The sequence below is a fragment of the Stenotrophomonas sp. 82F1 genome, from assembly GCF_056861525.1.
In genome coordinates this window covers 18471-35193 of sequence record NZ_JBSPUD010000005.1, presented here as the reverse complement: position 1 = coordinate 35193, position 16723 = coordinate 18471, and the positions used below count along the sequence as shown (strand labels likewise).

11 protein-coding genes and 1 tRNA gene are annotated in these 16723 nt (G+C 61.7%); 9 read left to right on the top strand and 3 right to left on the bottom strand.

What is annotated here, in order from left to right; all coding sequences use genetic code 11:
* Positions 1 to 42: 42 nt before the first annotated feature.
* Together AC13GI_RS07805 and AC13GI_RS07800 are read right to left on the bottom strand one after the other, a co-directional pair.
* Entirely contained in the window at positions 43 to 1011 is a 969-nt protein-coding gene (locus AC13GI_RS07805; RefSeq protein ID WP_380655051.1) for a FecR family protein, read from the bottom strand.
* Positions 1008 to 1562, bottom strand: coding sequence for an RNA polymerase sigma factor (locus AC13GI_RS07800; RefSeq protein WP_236512618.1), 555 nt, complete (start codon positions 1560 to 1562; stop codon positions 1008 to 1010). The genes AC13GI_RS07805 and AC13GI_RS07800 overlap by 4 nt, the downstream gene beginning before the upstream one ends.
* 213 nt (positions 1563 to 1775) lie before the next feature.
* Here AC13GI_RS07800 and AC13GI_RS07795 point away from each other — a divergent pair, with 213 nt between their 5' ends.
* The 8 genes from AC13GI_RS07795 to AC13GI_RS07760 all read left to right on the top strand — a co-directional run bounded on the left by AC13GI_RS07795 (position 1776) and on the right by AC13GI_RS07760 (position 15685).
* Positions 1776 to 4664 (top strand): autotransporter domain-containing protein, encoded by a 2889-nt coding sequence (locus tag AC13GI_RS07795; protein ID WP_482995186.1) that lies wholly within the window; start codon positions 1776 to 1778, stop codon positions 4662 to 4664.
* 97 nt (positions 4665 to 4761) lie between these two features.
* The gene (locus AC13GI_RS07790) at positions 4762 to 5766 is read left to right on the top strand and encodes a 2-hydroxyacid dehydrogenase (protein WP_380655058.1); all 1005 of its coding nucleotides are present in this window, start codon (positions 4762 to 4764) and stop codon (positions 5764 to 5766) included.
* 84 nt (positions 5767 to 5850) lie between these two features.
* A tRNA-Thr gene (locus AC13GI_RS07785) sits at positions 5851 to 5926 on the top strand.
* Between the two features lie 754 nt (positions 5927 to 6680).
* On the top strand, positions 6681 to 12767 hold the full coding sequence (locus AC13GI_RS07780; RefSeq protein WP_482995187.1) for an RHS repeat protein: 6087 nt from the start codon (positions 6681 to 6683) through the stop codon (positions 12765 to 12767).
* A gap of 101 nt (positions 12768 to 12868) precedes the next feature.
* On the top strand, positions 12869 to 13747 hold the full coding sequence (locus AC13GI_RS07775; RefSeq protein ID WP_482995188.1) for an RHS repeat-associated core domain-containing protein: 879 nt from the start codon (positions 12869 to 12871) through the stop codon (positions 13745 to 13747).
* Between the two features lie 2 nt (positions 13748 to 13749).
* Positions 13750 to 14121 carry a DUF7668 domain-containing protein gene (locus tag AC13GI_RS07770; protein WP_353098632.1) on the top strand — a complete coding sequence of 124 codons (372 nt, stop codon included), beginning with the start codon at positions 13750 to 13752 and terminating at the stop codon, positions 14119 to 14121.
* Positions 14122 to 14283: 162 nt separating this feature from the next.
* Positions 14284 to 15294, top strand: a complete 1011-nt coding sequence (locus AC13GI_RS07765) for an integrase arm-type DNA-binding domain-containing protein (protein WP_482995189.1) — start codon at positions 14284 to 14286, stop codon at positions 15292 to 15294.
* Positions 15263 to 15685: a DUF4265 domain-containing protein gene (locus tag AC13GI_RS07760; RefSeq protein ID WP_482995190.1), complete on the top strand. Its 423-nt coding sequence runs from the start codon at positions 15263 to 15265 to the stop codon at positions 15683 to 15685. The genes AC13GI_RS07765 and AC13GI_RS07760 overlap by 32 nt, the downstream gene beginning before the upstream one ends.
* Here the strand turns inward: AC13GI_RS07760 and AC13GI_RS07755 are convergent.
* Complete coding sequence (locus AC13GI_RS07755) at positions 15682 to 15900, bottom strand: hypothetical protein (RefSeq protein ID WP_380655088.1); 219 nt, start codon at positions 15898 to 15900, stop codon at positions 15682 to 15684. The genes AC13GI_RS07760 and AC13GI_RS07755 overlap by 4 nt on opposite strands.
* Positions 15901 to 16041: 141 nt before the next feature.
* Here AC13GI_RS07755 and AC13GI_RS07750 point away from each other — a divergent pair, with 141 nt between their 5' ends.
* Complete coding sequence (locus AC13GI_RS07750) at positions 16042 to 16722, top strand: vWA domain-containing protein (RefSeq protein WP_312704449.1); 681 nt, start codon at positions 16042 to 16044, stop codon at positions 16720 to 16722.
* Position 16723 lies beyond the last annotated feature (1 nt).

Sequence of the window (16723 nt, the reverse complement as noted above, 5' to 3'; positions counted from 1 at the left end):
CGTCCCAACGAAGCACACCCGGCGCCGGCATCGGCCGCCGCCTCAGTAGGTGCGGCGCAGTTCCAGCGCGCCATCCGAGCGCGGCTGGCCAGCAATGGACCACCCCAGTTCCAGGGCGGAAAGCAGTTCGTGCGCGTCGCCTGCACGGAAGGTGCCGCTGACCGCGAGGTCGGCGATGTCCGGGTCGGCGACCACCAGTGGCGTGCTGCCATAGCGGTTCATGCGTTCGACCACGGTGGCCAGGGGCGTGCCGTCGAACACCAGCTTGCCCTGTGGCCAGGCCTCGGCGGCAGCGGTCGAGGATAGCTGCGGGCCCGGTTGGATCTTGCCGGAGGCCAGGACCTGCAGCTGCTGGCCCGGCGAGAGCGTGTGCTGCGCGCTGCCACTGGTGACTTCCACCACGCCTTCCAGTAGCGCGACCTCGACCCGGCCGTCAGTCAGCCGTTCCACCTGGAAGGTGGTGCCGATATCGCGGATCGAACTGCCGCCGGCCTGCACCCGCAGCGAGCGCGATGATGGTTCGACCTGCAGCTGGATGCGACCGTGTTCCAGCGCCAGTTCGCGCTTGCGCCAGCCGAAGCGCGCGGTGAGCGTGGTGCCGGCATCGAGCGTGGCGATGCTGCCATCGGCCAGCGTTCGCTGCTGCGGCAGCAGGCTGGCGTTGGCATAGGTCAGCGGTGTGGGGTTGCCATCGGTGTACAGCATCCAGCCCAGGCCAACGGCGAGGCAGACGCCGGCAGCGGCGGCGACACTCGGCAGCCAACGCCGCTGCGGCCTGCGTGCTGTGCGTGCAGCCGCGGTGCGCAACCACGGGTCGCCGGCCAGGCCGGCACTGCGCTGGTGCAGCTTCTCGGCCTGCACCCAGGCGCTGACATGCGCGGGATCCTCGGCCAGCCAGTCCTCAAAGGATTGACGCTCTTCGGGGCTGCAGTCGGGGGCGTCCAGCCGGGCTACCCAGGCGCTTGCGTGTTCAAAAAGCAACGTGTCATCCCTGTTGTCGTTGCGGATCATTCGGTGTCTCCATCATTGTGGAGAGGATCGGGGCCCAGCTCCTTGCGCAGGCCCTGCAATGCACGGGCAATGTGTTTTTCCACGGTCTTGGCGGTGATGCCGCAATGCCGGGCGATCTGTGTATAGCTCATCCCGGTGATGCGGTTGAGCAGGTACACCTCGCGGGCACGTTCGGGAAGCTTGAACAGTGCCTGGCGCAACAGGGCGAGCATCTGCCCGGATTCTGCCTGACGCAGCGGATCAGGAGAAGCACTGGCGGCTTCTTCGTTGCCGTCGCGCTCGGTCAGCGACAGGTGGTTACGCGATTGCGGCGAGCGCCCGCGGTCTGCCAGGCGGTTGCGGGCAATGCGATACAGCAGCAGCCGCAGCTCCTCGGTGTCGTGCGCGCGGTAGCGGATCAGGCGCTCCATGCAGTCCTGGGCGATGTCCTCGGCATCCTCGGGGCCGACACCGCGGGCGCGCAGGAAAGCACACAGCGGCGCGCGTTCCTCGCGTACGAATGCGATGAAGACATCCGGAACCCCGGGCAGTTCCGGCGCAGGACGGAGCAAAGGGGAGGGCACGGACAGGGGAGGGCCTCGAACGACGATGACGGACGCGTCATCGAGTTTTACGCGACGGTGACCGGATGGGGAAGCCCACGTTTCTTCTGCATTTCCATTGTGAATGCATTCATCTTTTTCCTCGTCGCCGACTGGGGGCGTCCGCCCTGCTGCTGCGTTCTGCTTTCGACCCGCGTGGTGCGGGCGGAGAGAGAGAACGCAATGAAGCATTCGAAGTTGAGCATCGCCCTGGCAGGCCTGGTGGGTATCGCGACCCTGGGCCAGATGGATGACGTCATGGCAATGAATTATCACGTGCAGGGCGATCGCGTCGTACTCAGCGGCGGTGTCACCGTCGCCGACGTGGTCGCATTGCCGGCGTTGCTGGCCAAGGCGCAGGCCGAAGGCCGTCCGATCCGCGAAGTCGTGCTGCGCACCTCCAATGGTGGCGCGCTGATCGCGGGTGAGTGGCTGCAGGGGGTGATCCGCAGCAACGGCCTGAACACCATCGTGTCCGGCCACTGCATCTCGTCCTGCTCGATCATGCAGTCCGGTGGCGTCGAACGTTACCTGGCCGGCGACCTGCCGCTGGTCGACTCGGTGCAGATCCACGCCGCCAGCAACAGTGGCAAGGTGATCTATACGCCGTCGCCGCGGATGACCGAGATCTACACCGGCAACTACGGCGGCGGCATGGATGCCGGCCTGCTGCACAAGGCCATGTACGAGGTGGTGCAGCCCAACGGCCTGCTGGTGTTCCGCGATCCGGCCCGGACCACCGGCCCGTCGGTCAGCTTCGATCCCGATGGCAGTGGCCGCAAGCTGGAAACCTTCCCCGGGCAGGACATCTACAGCAACAACATCATCACCGCCGCCGGCTACCGCGACCCGGGCGACACCCTGACCGTCACCGGCAATGTCAGCGGCGACATCAACCCGGGCTACCTGCGCACCGCTCGCCAGCTGCAGGCGTTCGTCGATGACGACTTCGCGCGCTGGAACGATACCGACTTCGCCACCACGTACATCAACTATGCGGTGAACATCTACAACCGCTCCAGCGCCGGCCCGAACGGCATCGGCCCGGCGTCAGTGCAGGATTACCTCAACGACCCGGGCACACGGCAGCTCCTGCTGGGCCAGTTGCGCCTGGATGAGCTGGATGCCTCCACGCTGGGCAACTCGGCCGGCGTGATCCGCGTCGCCAAGGGCGGCACCTGGCGCACTGCCGAAACCACCGGCGCCGATTTCATGCTGGTGGAGAACGGCACCATCGCCCTGGAAGGCGGTGCCCTGCGCACCCCGGAGCTGCGCGTGCTGGCGGCCGGCATGGTGGTCGGCCACGGCGACATCGCCTCGGTTGCCACCGACTCGAACGCACTGCTCGATGGCACCGGCCCCTCGTTCCGCGAGGATGGCTTCAACCGCCTGCGCGTGTACGGCGCCCTGATGCCGCGTGGTGGTGACCTGGTCACTCACGGCTACGTCAACATCATGCCGGGCGGCAAGGTACTGTTCGACGTCACCGAGGCGGGCGGCACCAACAGTGGCCGCCTGCGTGTGGGCGACTTCTACGACAGCGGCACCAACGAGGGTGCACTGGTCATTTCGCCGGGCGCGCACCTGGAACTGAACGTGGCGCAGGGCTTCTACGCCGGCAACTACCAGCGCGAACTGGTGAGCGGCCCGATCTACCAGGGCGGTTTCACCGATGCGGTGCGCCTGGGCGACACCGGCTATACCGCCAGCATCACCAATGGCGAGGTGTTCCGGCCACGCCACAACTCGTTGCTGAGCTTCAACATCAAGCAGACCGCCGAGGGCCTGTCGCTGACGGCGAACCCCGGTTTCGACCAGCTCGCGCAGCTCACCGGCAGCAACGGCAACGACGGTCTCGGCCGTGCGCTGGCCACGGCCGGCCAGCGCCAGGATGCCGGCCTGAAGCCGCTGCTGGGTGCACTGCAGTTCGCGGACCGTGATGTGATCGCACAGCAGGCCGGTGCACTGCGCGGTGATGGCCATGCCAGCCTGCGCCTGGCCGACAACGCGCTGGTCGGCAGCATCGGCAGCGTGGTGCAGCAGCACCAGGCCGCACGACGCAGCGGCAGTGGTGACGCCGGTGGCCTCGCGGCACAGGCCGCGCAGGCGGCGTCGGCACAGCCCGGCATGGCCAATGGCAGCCTGTTCAACCAGCTGGCGATACACCTGGTGGAGCCAGCGGGGGCGGGCGGTGGCAACACCGACTTCGGCGGCGAAGCACCTCGCAACTACGGCCTCTGGGGCCGCGGCTTCGGCAGCCACGGCCGCATCGACGGTGAAGGCGGCGTGGCCGGCCTGAGCCATACCGTCGGCGGCATCGTGCTGGGTGCCGATACGCAGCTGGCCGATGACCGCGTGACGCTGGGCGTCAGCGTTGCCGCGGCGGACATGTCGACCAAGGGCCGCGATGGTTCCGGCTTCACCGGCGACGTGCGCGCGCTGGATGTGGGCGGTTACCTGGATGCCACCTACTCGCGTGGCTACCTCTCGGCCTCGGTGCGCTACACCGACCTGCGCCACGACACCCGCCGCAGCATCGAGGGCATCGACGGCCTGCAGGGCCCGCTGCGTGCCAAGTACAACAACGATGCGATCTCGGCCCGCCTGGAGCACGGCTTCTCGTTCACCACCGCCAAGGGTGTGGTGATCCAGCCGCTGCTGCCGGTGGTCGATTACGCGCGCACCTCGGCCACCCGTTTCAATGAAGGGCAGGGTGCTGGCGCGCTGGTGGGGCGTGGTGACAGCCTGGAGAGCATCCGGGTCGGCGCGGGCCTGCAGTTGTTCAAGACCTTCGAAGGCAACAACGGCGAGCGCATCACCCCGCGCGCGCGCGTGGTCTGGCAGAAGGAACTGGGCGACACCCAGGCCCGTTACAGCACCGGCTTCGCCGCTGCGCCGGACCTGGTGTTCGGTGCCAGCAGCCAGACCGTGGGCGAGCAGGTGCTGGCCTGGAACCTGGGCGTGACCAGCCGCGCCAGTGATCGCCTGTCGGTGATGGTCGACTACGTGGGCGAGCGTCGCGACGGCCAGCTGCAGAACGGCGTGATGCTGGGCCTGGGCTATACGTTCTAAGGCAGTAGCGGCACCGGCGGCCTTCGCGCCGCCGGTGCCATCCCCATCGGTCTGCGGGTGCGCTATGGTCGTGGCGGATTTCCGCGCAGACCTTGCCATGCACATCGCCGTATTCAGTGCCCGTCCCTACGATCGCCGCTTTCTCGAGGAAGCCAACGCGCGCGAAGCGGCAGAGCAGCCGTTCCAGTTCGTGTACTTCGACGCCGCGCTGGACGTGCACACCGCCGCACTGGCACAGGACTGCGCTGCCGTCTGCGTGTTCGTCAATGACCGGCTCGATGCGCCGGTGCTGCAGGCCCTGCATGCACTGGGCGTGCGCGCGGTACTGCTGCGCTGCGCCGGCTTCAACAATGTGGATCTGGCCGCTGCGAACGCGCTCGGCCTGTTCGTCGCCCGCGTGCCGGCCTACTCGCCGGAAGCCGTGGCCGAACACGCACTGGCGCTGGTGATGACCCTCAACCGGCAGACCCATCGCGCCTACAACCGCGTGCGCGAGGGCAACTTCATGCTTGATGGCCTGCTCGGCCGCACCCTGCATGGCAAAACCGTGGGCATCGTCGGTACCGGCAAGATCGGGCTGGCCACCGCGCGCATCTTCCGCGGCATGGGCTGCACCGTGCTGGGGCACGATCCGTATCCTTCGCCGGCGTTCGCCGAGATCGGCGCGATGGTGGAGCTGGAGGAGCTGCTCTCGCGCTCGGATATCGTCTCGCTGCATTGCCCGTTGACCCCCGATACCCAGCACCTGATCGACGACGCCTCGCTGGCGCGGATGAAGCCCGGCGCGATGCTGGTCAACACCTCGCGTGGCGGCCTGGTCGATACCCATGCGGTGATCCGCGCGCTGAAGTCGCGCCGGCTCGGCCACCTGGCCATCGACGTCTACGAGCAGGAAAGCGCGCTGTTCTTCCAGGACCTGTCCGGCGAGATCATCGACGATGAGGCCTTCCAGCGGTTGATGACCTTCCCCAACGTGCTGGTGACCGGCCACCAGGGCTTCTTCACCGTGGAGGCGCTGCAGGAGATCTCGGCGATCACGCTGGGCAACCTGGCCGATTTCGCGGCAGGGCGGGAGTGTGGCAACCGGGTGGCGGCGGGTTGAGAGCCCGGGCGGGTGGGCGTTTGACGGCAATCGTCACGACCGGATTGACCGCAGGGGTGGGGCGACCGTAAAATCGCCTGCTCAGCCGGAATAGCTCAGTTGGTAGAGCGGCGCATTCGTAATGCGTAGGTCGTAGGTTCGATTCCTATTTCCGGCACCAGTTGTAATGAAAAGCCCCGGCCTCGGTCGGGGCTTTTTGTTTGGCCGGCACGGCCATTGGTAGTGCCGGCCGCTGGCCGGCTGCTTCAGTAGTGCCAGCCCATGGCTGGCAGCCCAGAATTTCGAGCCTGCGGCTCGCTCGTCCCTCCGGCTTCCCAGGCACTTAGTTCTTCGTGCTATAGCTGACCTGTAGGCCGCATTCGGCCCCAATGGGCCGTCAAATTCCTCGATCCCCATTTCCTGTGCTCTGAATACCCGGCCTTGCTTCAAGGCTCTTTCAGGGATTGGAAGGATGGGGAGTTTCGGGGGAACTGCAGGCGGCGTGTCCACCCGCTTCAGGGGAATCGAAGGTCGAATTCGGAAGCTGGGTGCTTTAGGCACTTGGCCGCGCTGCGTGCTGCTGATTGGATTCGGCCTGGCACCCTCCGCAATTGCCCAGACGACGGTCACGTACATCTACACCGACGCTTTGGGGGCGGTGGTGGCTCAGACGAATGCCCATGGCAATGCGATTAGGCGATATGACTATGAGCCCTACGGTGCAGTGGTAGGTGGTCAGGTTAAGGATGGCCCGGGATATACCGGGCATGTGAGTGACTCGGCCACTGGCCTACGCTACATGTAGCAACGTTCTTGCCGGACTGAAATTTCATTCGGTGAGCACGTGATCGCCGTCACTTGTGAATGAATTGTGAATCGTGTTACACATGTCGCGCGGGTCAACTGGGGAGTTGATCAGCACTAGCGGGTATGCGTTGAAGACTGCTCCAACCTGCAGTGACAGGTGGTGCAGGCCGCGTCATGGACGAAGGGAAATCCACCATATGAAGCGTTTCCAAGGAACGGCGCGCCGTTCGTTGTTGTGCCTGCTCGTACTTCTTGCTGGGCCAGCGATGGCCGCGCAGCCATGGCAGGAATACTCCAAGCTCATCAAATCTCGCGAACAGATCACATCTGAAGGCCCGCAACTGTTCGGTGATTCAGTGAATCTGTATACCGGCGAGCTCAGCTTTGCGGTGAGCGAGGTTTCAATCCCCGGAAACAATGCCTTGCCCGTGGCGCTGGGCAGGAAGTACGTGGTTCCCGGAGAGGGCATCCCCAATCACCCCATGGGCGATTGGGACATCGATATCCCCTTCGTCGGCGGCACGTTTGAGCATGACTCGGGCTGGAACGTGACAACCGCGCAACCCTGGGCTCGCTGCTCCTCGCCAGTGGAAGCGTGGGAGGGCGCACCTCTGGTGGTGGGTGTCCAGGGCATGTCAACCGTGGACTCGTGGGAGATGTGGCACGGCAATCAGCTCTTTACATCTACTACGGGTCCGCAGGAACTGCTGTTCCGCGTAGCCGGTTCGCCCGCGGGCCCAAGTGACGGGCGAGTGTACCCGTGGCTGACGGCCCAGAACTGGACGCTGTCGTGCTTGCCCACACTAAAAAGCGGCCATGCGGGCGAGGGGTTTCTTGCACACGCCCCAGACGGAACCAAGTACCACTTCGATTGGATGGTCGTTACGCCTGTGGAGCCCTTCGCCAAGCCGAAGATCCAGGGCGGAGTCGTGGTCGATCACGTGTTCCTGCGTGACCGCATACGCCTGTATCCATCCCTCGTCGAGGATCGTCAGGGAAACTGGGTCAGATATCACTGGTCCGGCTCTCAATTGACGCTTATCGAAGCAAGCGATGGTCGGCGGATCGATATCACTTGGACGTCAGGCCGGATATCGCAGGTCAGAACGGGTACCCGTACCTGGCACTACGAATACAACCCGTGGGGAATTCTCCTGCAGGTTACGCGTCCAGATGGTCGCCAATGGAAGTACGACCACTCACAGGTGGCGGGGATCATCTATGACCCTAGAGAAGAGTCCGTTGCTGACGCGTTGGGGCAGCGGCGGCGCTTTGTCCAGGATCAAGGAGTGATATGTGCTTGGATGCGAGTGTTGAAGGACACGCCGAGCGTCCTTCGAATGACGCACCCAACCGGCGTCACAGGTGAGTTCACCTTGGGCACCGTCCGCAATGGCCGTACGGGCGTTGCATCAGATTGCCTCTTCCCGATGATCGGACTGAATGACTTCATACCTGATCCACCCGGCGACACCATTTCAAGTACGTTGCCGATTCGCTTCGATACCTTGGCGTTGAGGGCGAAACGCATTGTTGGTAGCGGTGTGGATCTCACCTGGCGCTATGACTACGCTCCGCCCAGCGCCCAAGCCATCACTGACTGCAGGCCCGGAAACTGCCAGACAACCAAGACCAGCACGGTGACTGCACCTGACCAGTCAACCACGGTCTTGACCTATGGCATCTATTTTCAGGAAAACGAGGGAAAGCTGCTGCGTACCGAAGTGCGCCAGAACGGCGGCACGTTGCGAACCACTGATGACATCTATGTGAGCAATGCTGAGGTTGTGTCGCAGCCATTTCCGGCCCGGGTCGGGATCAGCTCGCAAGGGCGGCAGGATACGTTCGCCAGTGAAACCTGGCGCCCCCTTCGTGAGCGGCGGATCACCGAGGGCGGAACGGTGTTTTCCTCCACCGTCGAGCAGTTCGACACGCTGACGCGTCCCCTGCGCGAGAAACGCCACAATTCGCTGGGAGAGTCGCGTACCACCGCGACTGAATTCCGCGATGAGCGGATCCGTTGGATTCTTGGGCAGGTTGCCAAGGTGACCAGCGTCGACTCCGGTCTGGAGATCTCCCGCACTGACTTTGATGCGTTTGCGCGCCCGTCCCAGAGCTGGTCCTTTGGTCGCCTTGATTCAACCACTGAATACGATGTTGATGGCACCGTGTCGCGTTACGTCGACGCCAATGGCAATGCTACGCGTCTCTCCTCGTGGAAGCGCGGCTCTCCCCAGCTTATCCAATTCGCGGACGGTGCGAGTGTGCAGGCCACAGTTGACGACCACGGCTGGTTGCGCTCGGTTACTGATGAGAACGGATTCACCACGTCCTATGACTACGACATCATGGGGCGCATCAGTGGCATCAACCAGCCATCCGGCGACAGTGTTGCCTGGAGTCCAACGAACATTTCGCTGGAGTACATGCAGGCGGCTGAGAACGGTATTCCTGCAGGTCACTGGCGGCGGAGCGTAACCACCGGTGACGCCCGGTCGGAGACCTATCTGGATGCGTTGTTCCGGCCGGTGCTGACCCATGCTTTTGATGCTCGTAATGTAGCCGGCACACAATCATTTGTCCGCTCTGTCCTTGATCATGAGGGACGAACGCTGTTCACTTCCTATCCGCACGCGTCGCTGCCAGCAGCAACAGGTACGTGGCAGGAGTTCGATGCGTTAGGCCGTCTGGTGGCCACGTCGCAGGATAGTGAGCTCGGTTTGCTTACAAGCTACGTCAGCTACAGCGGTGGCAACTCCGTCCGTATCCAGAACCCCCGTGGCCAAGTGACAGTCACGCGATACGAAAGCTTCGATGCACCTGCCCAAGACAACCCTGTGCTGATCGAGCACCCCGAAGGGGCGCGCACAGCAATCAGTCGGGATGTTCTTGGAAAGCCGCTGAGCATAATGCGGTACAGCATCGATGGGGCGACCTCTCTGCTGCGGAAGTTCATCTATTCCGGCGACCAGCGTCTGTGCAAGAGCATCGAGCCGGAAACCGGCGCGACGGCTATGGGTTATGACGCTGCAGGCAATCTGGCATGGTCTGCATCCGGTCTGGCTAGCCTTTCCGATGCGTGTGACGAGCCGGCAGCAAGGGCATCAGGGCGCCTCGCTACACGCACCTACGATGCACGTAATCGACTGAAGACGCTGGCATTCCCTGACAACAATGGCAGCCAGTCCTGGACGTATACGCCTGACGGAAAGACGGCGTCCGTAACCACCCAGAATCAACTGGGAGCAACGAATGCGACAAGCATGTTCGAGTACAACCGCCGGCGACTGCTCGTTGGCGAAGAATCGCGAATTCTGAATGGGTCGACGCAGACCCTTGGCTACGCCTACGACAGTATGGGAAACATTGCAGGCGTGCGGTATCCGAGCGGCAGCTATGTACACTACGCGCCCGATGCGCTGGGAAGGCCCACCCAAGTGGGTGACCAGGTAACGCAGATCAGGTATCACGCCAATGGAAGTGTGGCGTCCTTCACCTATGCCAATGGCATCGCGCATTCGTCGCCACAGAATGCACGGCAGCTGCCTCTGCAGATCAATGACGCAGGTGTGCAGGGTCTGCAGTATCAGTACGATCAGAACGGCAACGTCAACGCAATCAATGATGCAGTCGACGCTGTGCGCAATCGCACGATGAGTTATGACGGCCTGGATCGCTTGACACGAGTTCAATCGCCGTCATTCGAGGGTACGGGGGTCTTTGAGTATGGCTATGACGCGCTCGACAACTTGACCCGGGTCAGTCGTGGTGGGGTGACGGACCACTCTTATCTTTACGACGCGTCAAATCGCCTGACCAATGTCCGCAACGCGGCCGGCGCCACGGTGATAGGGCTGAACTACGACGTCCAGGGCAATCTGAGCACGCGAAACGGGCAGGCCTTTGTCTTCGATGCGGGTAATCGCTTGCGTGCTGCTGCAGGCAAGGAGCGCTATGACTATGATGGCTTTGGACGTCGTGTCCAAGCCATCGACACCGAGGAGCGTGGAATCCGCTCGCTCTATGGCAATGATGGCGTCCTGCGTTGGCAATACAACCAGCGTGATGGAAAGATCCTGGAGTATCTGTACGTGGGCGGCCGCCTGGTCGCACAGGTTGAGCAGCCTGCAATGATGGGGGTTCCTGTACTGGTTGCTCCTGTGATGGACTCTACAGGCACTTTCAGTGTGGGTTGGTCGGACGTGGGCGCTGTGTCCTATGAGCTGCAGGCGTCCATCAATGCAGGAGCGACTTGGGCGCAGGTCTACCGTGGCGGCTCCCGCACCGCAAACGTTCAGGTAGGCGCCGCCGGGTCCTATCTGTATCGCGTGCGCGCATGCGATGGTAGTACCTGCGCTGCCTGGAGTTCCGTCGTGAAGACGGATGTCATCTTCAAGCCGGCCACGGCGCCGGTGCTGGTTGCACCAGGTATTGGCCTGTCTGGTACGTTCAACATCGAATGGAGTGCTGTGGCTGCGGCAACGCGCTATGCGCTGGAAGAGGCCGGCTCCGCAGCCGGCCCCTATACGGTGATATACGATGCGGGGCTGCTGAGTTTCGCTGTCACTTCGCGCCCGGCGGGTGACCACTTCTACAGGATTCAAGCCTGCAATGTTGCGGGGTGCAGTCCTTGGTCTGCTCCGGCCAAAGTTGCTGTGGTGCATCCGTCGGGATCATCCCCGGTGCTCAGCGTGCCGACCACAAGCATCAATGGTGTAGTGGCAGTTCAGTGGTCGGGTATCGCCGGCACTGCCAGGTACGAGCTTGAACGCGCTGCTGCCGAAGGCTGGGCGCAGATCTACAGTGGCGCTGCCCTGTCATTCAATGAACAGGGACTGGCATCCGGTATCCATCGCTATCGAGTGCGAACCTGCAATGCGGCCGGCTGTAGTGCCTGGTCTGCTGAGGCGGTCACGACCATGGTGCGCGTGCCTGCTGTCGCACCGGTCATTGCGTTGTCCTCTACACAAGCCAGCGGCACCTACAGCGTGAGTTGGTCGGCGATTGCCGATGCGGCAACCTACACGTTGCAGGAGCAATCGGCCGGCGGTAGCTGGGCCGTCGCATACACTGGTGAAGCTCGGAGCTTTGCAGTCAGTGGCAAGGGAAACGGCACTTGGTCGTATCGCACGCAGGCCTGTAACGCAGCGGGTTGTGGTCCGTTCTCGGTCGTGTCTGCCACCGAGGTTCTGTTGCCACCGGGGGCGCCCGCAGTTAGTGCCCCTGGCTCTTCCGCGACCGGTAGTTTTGCTGTCACCTGGACATCTGTGCCGACCGCAACGACCTATAGGCTCGAGCAGTACAGCGGTGCTGCTTGGACCGAGGTGTATGCAGGCTCGGGATCCAGTTTTACCGTTGGAGGACGAAGCACTGGTACCTGGTCCTATCGCGCCGTTGCATGCAATGCCAGTGGATGTGGCACATATTCAACGGCTGTAAGCACCCAGGTTCTGTTGCCTCCGCCTTCACCTTCGTTGCAGGCGCCTCCATCGTCCGACTCCGGTGCCTATCGTGTGTCCTGGTCGACCGTGGCAACTGCCATAAGCTATGACGTGGAGCAGTCTGCGGGAGGTGGTTGGTCCAGCGTTTCCAGTGGCACCAGTACTTCGGTCGATCTGACTGGACGTCCCAACGGCACGTATCGCTATCGTGCGCGTGCGTGCAATACGTCGGGTTGTGGCGGATGGTCGGCTGAGATCTCCGTCGTGGTTGTGTTGACCCCGCAATCCGCACCGGTGCTGAGCGTGGAGGCGGAGAGCGGTTGGCGGGTCGCCTATCCCAGTTGGACCCAGGTTCACCTTGCCAATGAGTATCGTCTGCAACGCCGCTTCAACGGTGGTGGCTGGCAGGAAGTCGCCCGAGGGGCAATGAATAGGGTCGAATTGTCGGTGTATCCGGGAGCACATACGTTCCGTGTTCAGGCCTGCAACGGAGGGGCGTGTGGCCCCTGGTCTACGGAGGCCAACACATTTGCTCTTCCCGACCCTCCTTCCTGGGCCTATGCCGAGTATATAAAGGGTGGTTGCAGAGTCACCTGGAATGGTTCTGAGGGGGCTAGCTATTCCACGATCGAGGATGACTTCGGCGTGCGCGTGGCTGGGAACGAAATGGTTTTTGCAACGTGCTCGTGGGCGTACACGGTGCGTAATTGCTTGGATGGCCACTGCAGCCAAGGGAAAACTGTACAACCGGAGGGGGGCGACCCATGGCTGTAATGGTACGGGCAAGCCAATGCGCTGGTGGGTTGGCAGGGCGCATTTCCATGAATTCTGCGTCAAGGGTTGTCGGGTTGATCCGAGGGACATGGCAGCAACTCATGATTGCCGCCCTGCTGCTCACTGGGCAGGTTCAGGCCCAGACGACTGTCACATACATCCATACCGATGCCCTCGGTTCGGTTGTTGCCGAGAGCGATGCCAATGGCAACGTGATCAAGCGCTATGACTACGAGCCCTACGGAGCCGTAGTTGGAGGTCAGGTCACGGACGGGCCGGGGTATACCGGGCATGTGAGCGACTCGGCTACCGGGCTGAGTTACATGCAGCAGCGGTACATGGATCCGCAGCTGGGTGTGTTTCTGTCTGTGGATCCGGTGACTGCGTATCAGAAACCGGTTGAACAGTTCAATCGGTACCGGTATGCAAATGGAAATCCGTACAAGTTCAAAGATCCTGATGGACGCATTGTCGAGACCGTATGGGACGTTGCGAACATTGCGATGGGCGCGACGAGTGCCTACTCGAACTTTAGCCAAGGTAATGTGGGGGCGGGTATTGTCGACTCAATCGGTGTGGCGATTGATGCGACGGCAGCTGCAGTGCCCTTTGTTCCCGGAGGCGCGGGTACGGCAATCAAGGCCGCCAGGGGACTTGATAAGGCTGTTGACGGTGCGCGCACAGCTGAAAAGCTTGGCGACGCGGGCAAGATGGTTGGAGATCTTCCAAAACCACCCACGGGGCCGGGGGCAGTTCCAGTAGCACAACGAGACCCACAGCGGTTGTTCACTGATTCCGCACGAGAATCCAAGCGAGCTGAACAAGGTGGAAAGTGCGCGACGGGTTGCGGGACGTCAATTGATCGGAGCAATTCCGCCGGGCATCATGTCGAGCGACACGCCGACGGTGGTCCTACAACATCCTCCAATCATGCCGAGGTCTGTTTGGACTGCCACAAGCAATTGCACGGGAGAGATTAACAATGAATGAGACGACCATAGCTAAAGATGGTGAGAACGAGATTGCGGTGCCGCAAGCTTGGCGGCCCACGCTCGCAGCCATCGTCGATGCTCTGATTCAAGGGGGCGAACCATCGCTACCGCAGGTGACCCTTCAGGCCCCAGATGTGTGGGCAAGCGCGCTAGAGAGCATTCGCGCGTATGGCGCACACTTGAAAAGGCTGCCAGATGAGTCCTGGAACTCTTCCGTCTGCATCTGGTATGGAGATTTTTGGAATGTTCTGGTTGATCTTTACACAGAAGAGGAGGGGCGAAGTGATCTAGTGCTTCAGGCTCACGTGTACGAAGTTGGTGATGGATATCGATACGAGGTGGTTTTGGTATACGTACCGTAAAACCTGTAGGTCTGTTCGAATTTAATCGATTTTCAAATCAATTGGTGACTGAATTGGCGGCTACATGTGGCGGGGCTATTCACTGCGGACGATCCTTATCCAAACACCGCCTCGCATCCTGTCCTAAGTTGGCCTTATCGCCACTTACGGACAGGATGCCTGATGTCATCCACCCTTACCAAACGCATTGTTCTTACAGCTGAACGCAAGGATCGCCCCTACGAGCTCCGGGATGCTCAGGTTCGCGGCCTGATCTTGCGAGTGCAGCCCTCCGGTCATAAAGCTTGGATCGTGACCTGGGCGCACGGTAAGCGTCGTACCTTGGGTTCGGTGGAACATCTGTCACTTGATCAAGCCCGCGTCCAAGCCCGGCAAGCGGTCGCTGAATACGTTCAGTCGGGATTGCCTGCGCTCGCAAAGTCCAAGCCCACTACTTGCACGCTCGAAACACTGCTCAACGAGCATTTCGAGCCGTGGGCGATAGCTGAGCTCAAGGGCGGTCGTCAGTACCCGGACCGCATCCGATCAGTGTTCCCGTGGTTGTTGCGCCGTCAGATCATAGAGATTGACGTGCCCACAATGGAGCGATGGTGGCGCGGTCGTGTCACTGGCCCTGACGCCGTCACAAAGGCTACCGCAGCGCGCGACTTTGCTTGCCTGCGGTCTGCCTTGTCCCGGGCCGTTGAGTGGAAGCTGATCGAGACGAACCCCCTGATGGGCATGCGTCAGCGATCAGCAGCTAGCCGCAAGGTGGTTCGGTTCCTGTCGCCAGATGAAGAAGCGATGCTCCGGACTGCACTGGCAGCGCGCGACCTGGCCGGGGTTGAGGGGAGGGCAAATGTCAATGCGGCTCGCCGCAGGTATCGGCAAGCGGTCCTGCCTGATTTGCCGATGGACGGGTACGTCGATCACCTGACCCCGGTGGTTCTTACAGCCATTAATACCGGTATGAGACGTGGTGAGCTGTTGTCGATGAGCTGGGCTGACATCAACTGGGAAGCAAAGATGCTGACGATCCAGGCGGAGAACGCCAAGTCCGGTAGGCAGCGTCACATATTGACAAGAGCAATAAAGTTGACTGGGTTCCTCCTAAAGATCGAACGCCATGACCAAAGACGAGTACGTAAAAATTGCGTTTTGATTGCTGCAGCAGGATGGATATCCCCCTGCTGAGTGGGAGGGTCTGTGGGCTCTTCCTCAGCCTGAAGGGTACCTCATCGATAGCGTGCCATTTTATGCTCGGCTTATTAGTTGCGGCGATGTTGTTTGTGCGACTGAGATCAATGGCGATCTAGTATTTGATAGTGTAAAAACTCCCGGTGGGCATTCAACGATTCGCGTAATATCATACTTGAGTGAGTTGGTATCCGAAGTGCGGAGTAGAGTTGAAGGGCTTGGGTGCTCTACGGAGTTGAGTCATGTTGCAACTTTTTTTTCGATCGACGTGCCGCCGAGAGTGAATTATTGGAATATCGTTGATCTTCTGGATATGTATGCGGAGAGAGGGGGGCTGGACTATGAGGAATCCTCGATTCAACATGATGAAAGAAGTGGTGATGGCTAGGTTTTCGAATTTTTCGGTGTATTTTTCTGTTGTTGCTTGCCATCTTCATTAAATTCACAATCTGGTCCAAATTGCACTGCTGCCCCCACTTCGAATGAATCGATTGCGACATCCATGTGTTGCACCGCCTGATTCCATTCTGGCGATCGGTGGTGTCTGGCGACTTGCGAAGAGCAGCTCGCAGGTTCGACTTCTGTTTCCGGCACCAGTTGCATGACAAGCCCCGGCCCAGGTCGGAGCTTTTTGTCTGGCCGGCACGGCTCCCCGTGAGACCTCGTCCCCTGGGCCTCCAGCTCCCCCTATAATCGTCCCCGCAGGTCACCTGCACCGGTTCACCCGCACGGAGGCTTCCCATCATGTCCATTGCCGCAATTCCCGATGTTTCCCTGGTCGACAACAGTGAACAGCGCACGCCGCTGATCCTGGTGCTGGACTGCTCCGGCAGCATGAGCGGTGGCCCCATCGAGCAGTTGAACGCGGGCCTGAAACTGTTGGAGCAGGAGCTGAAGGCCGATGTGATCGCGGCCAAGCGCGTGCGTGTGCTGCTGGTTGAATACGGTGGCATGGACAACGCGGCCATCAGTGGTGATTGGTGCGACGCGATGGATTTCACCGCGCCCACGCTGTCGGCCAACGGCACCACGCCGACCGGTGCGGCGGTGGAACTGGCGCTGCAGGAAATCGAAGACGAGAAGGCGCGCTTCCGCCAGGCTGGCGTCGCCTACACGCGGCCGTGGTTGTTCCTGATGTCCGACGGCCAGCCCACGGACGCCTGGGAAGCGGTGGCTGAGCAGTGCCGCGAGGCCGAGCAGCAGAACAAGGTGGCGGTGTTCCCGATCGCCGTCGGCAATGCCGACATGAGCGTGCTGGGCCAGTTCAGCCGCAATGGCGAGCGCGGCGTGAAGCGCTTGCAGGGCCTGCAGTTCAAGGAACTGTTCCTGTGGCTGAGCGCGAGCATGCGGGTGGTCTCCAATTCGACGCCCGGTGGCCAGGTGCAGCTGCCGGCCACCGACAGCTGGTCGCAAGTGCCGGTCTGAC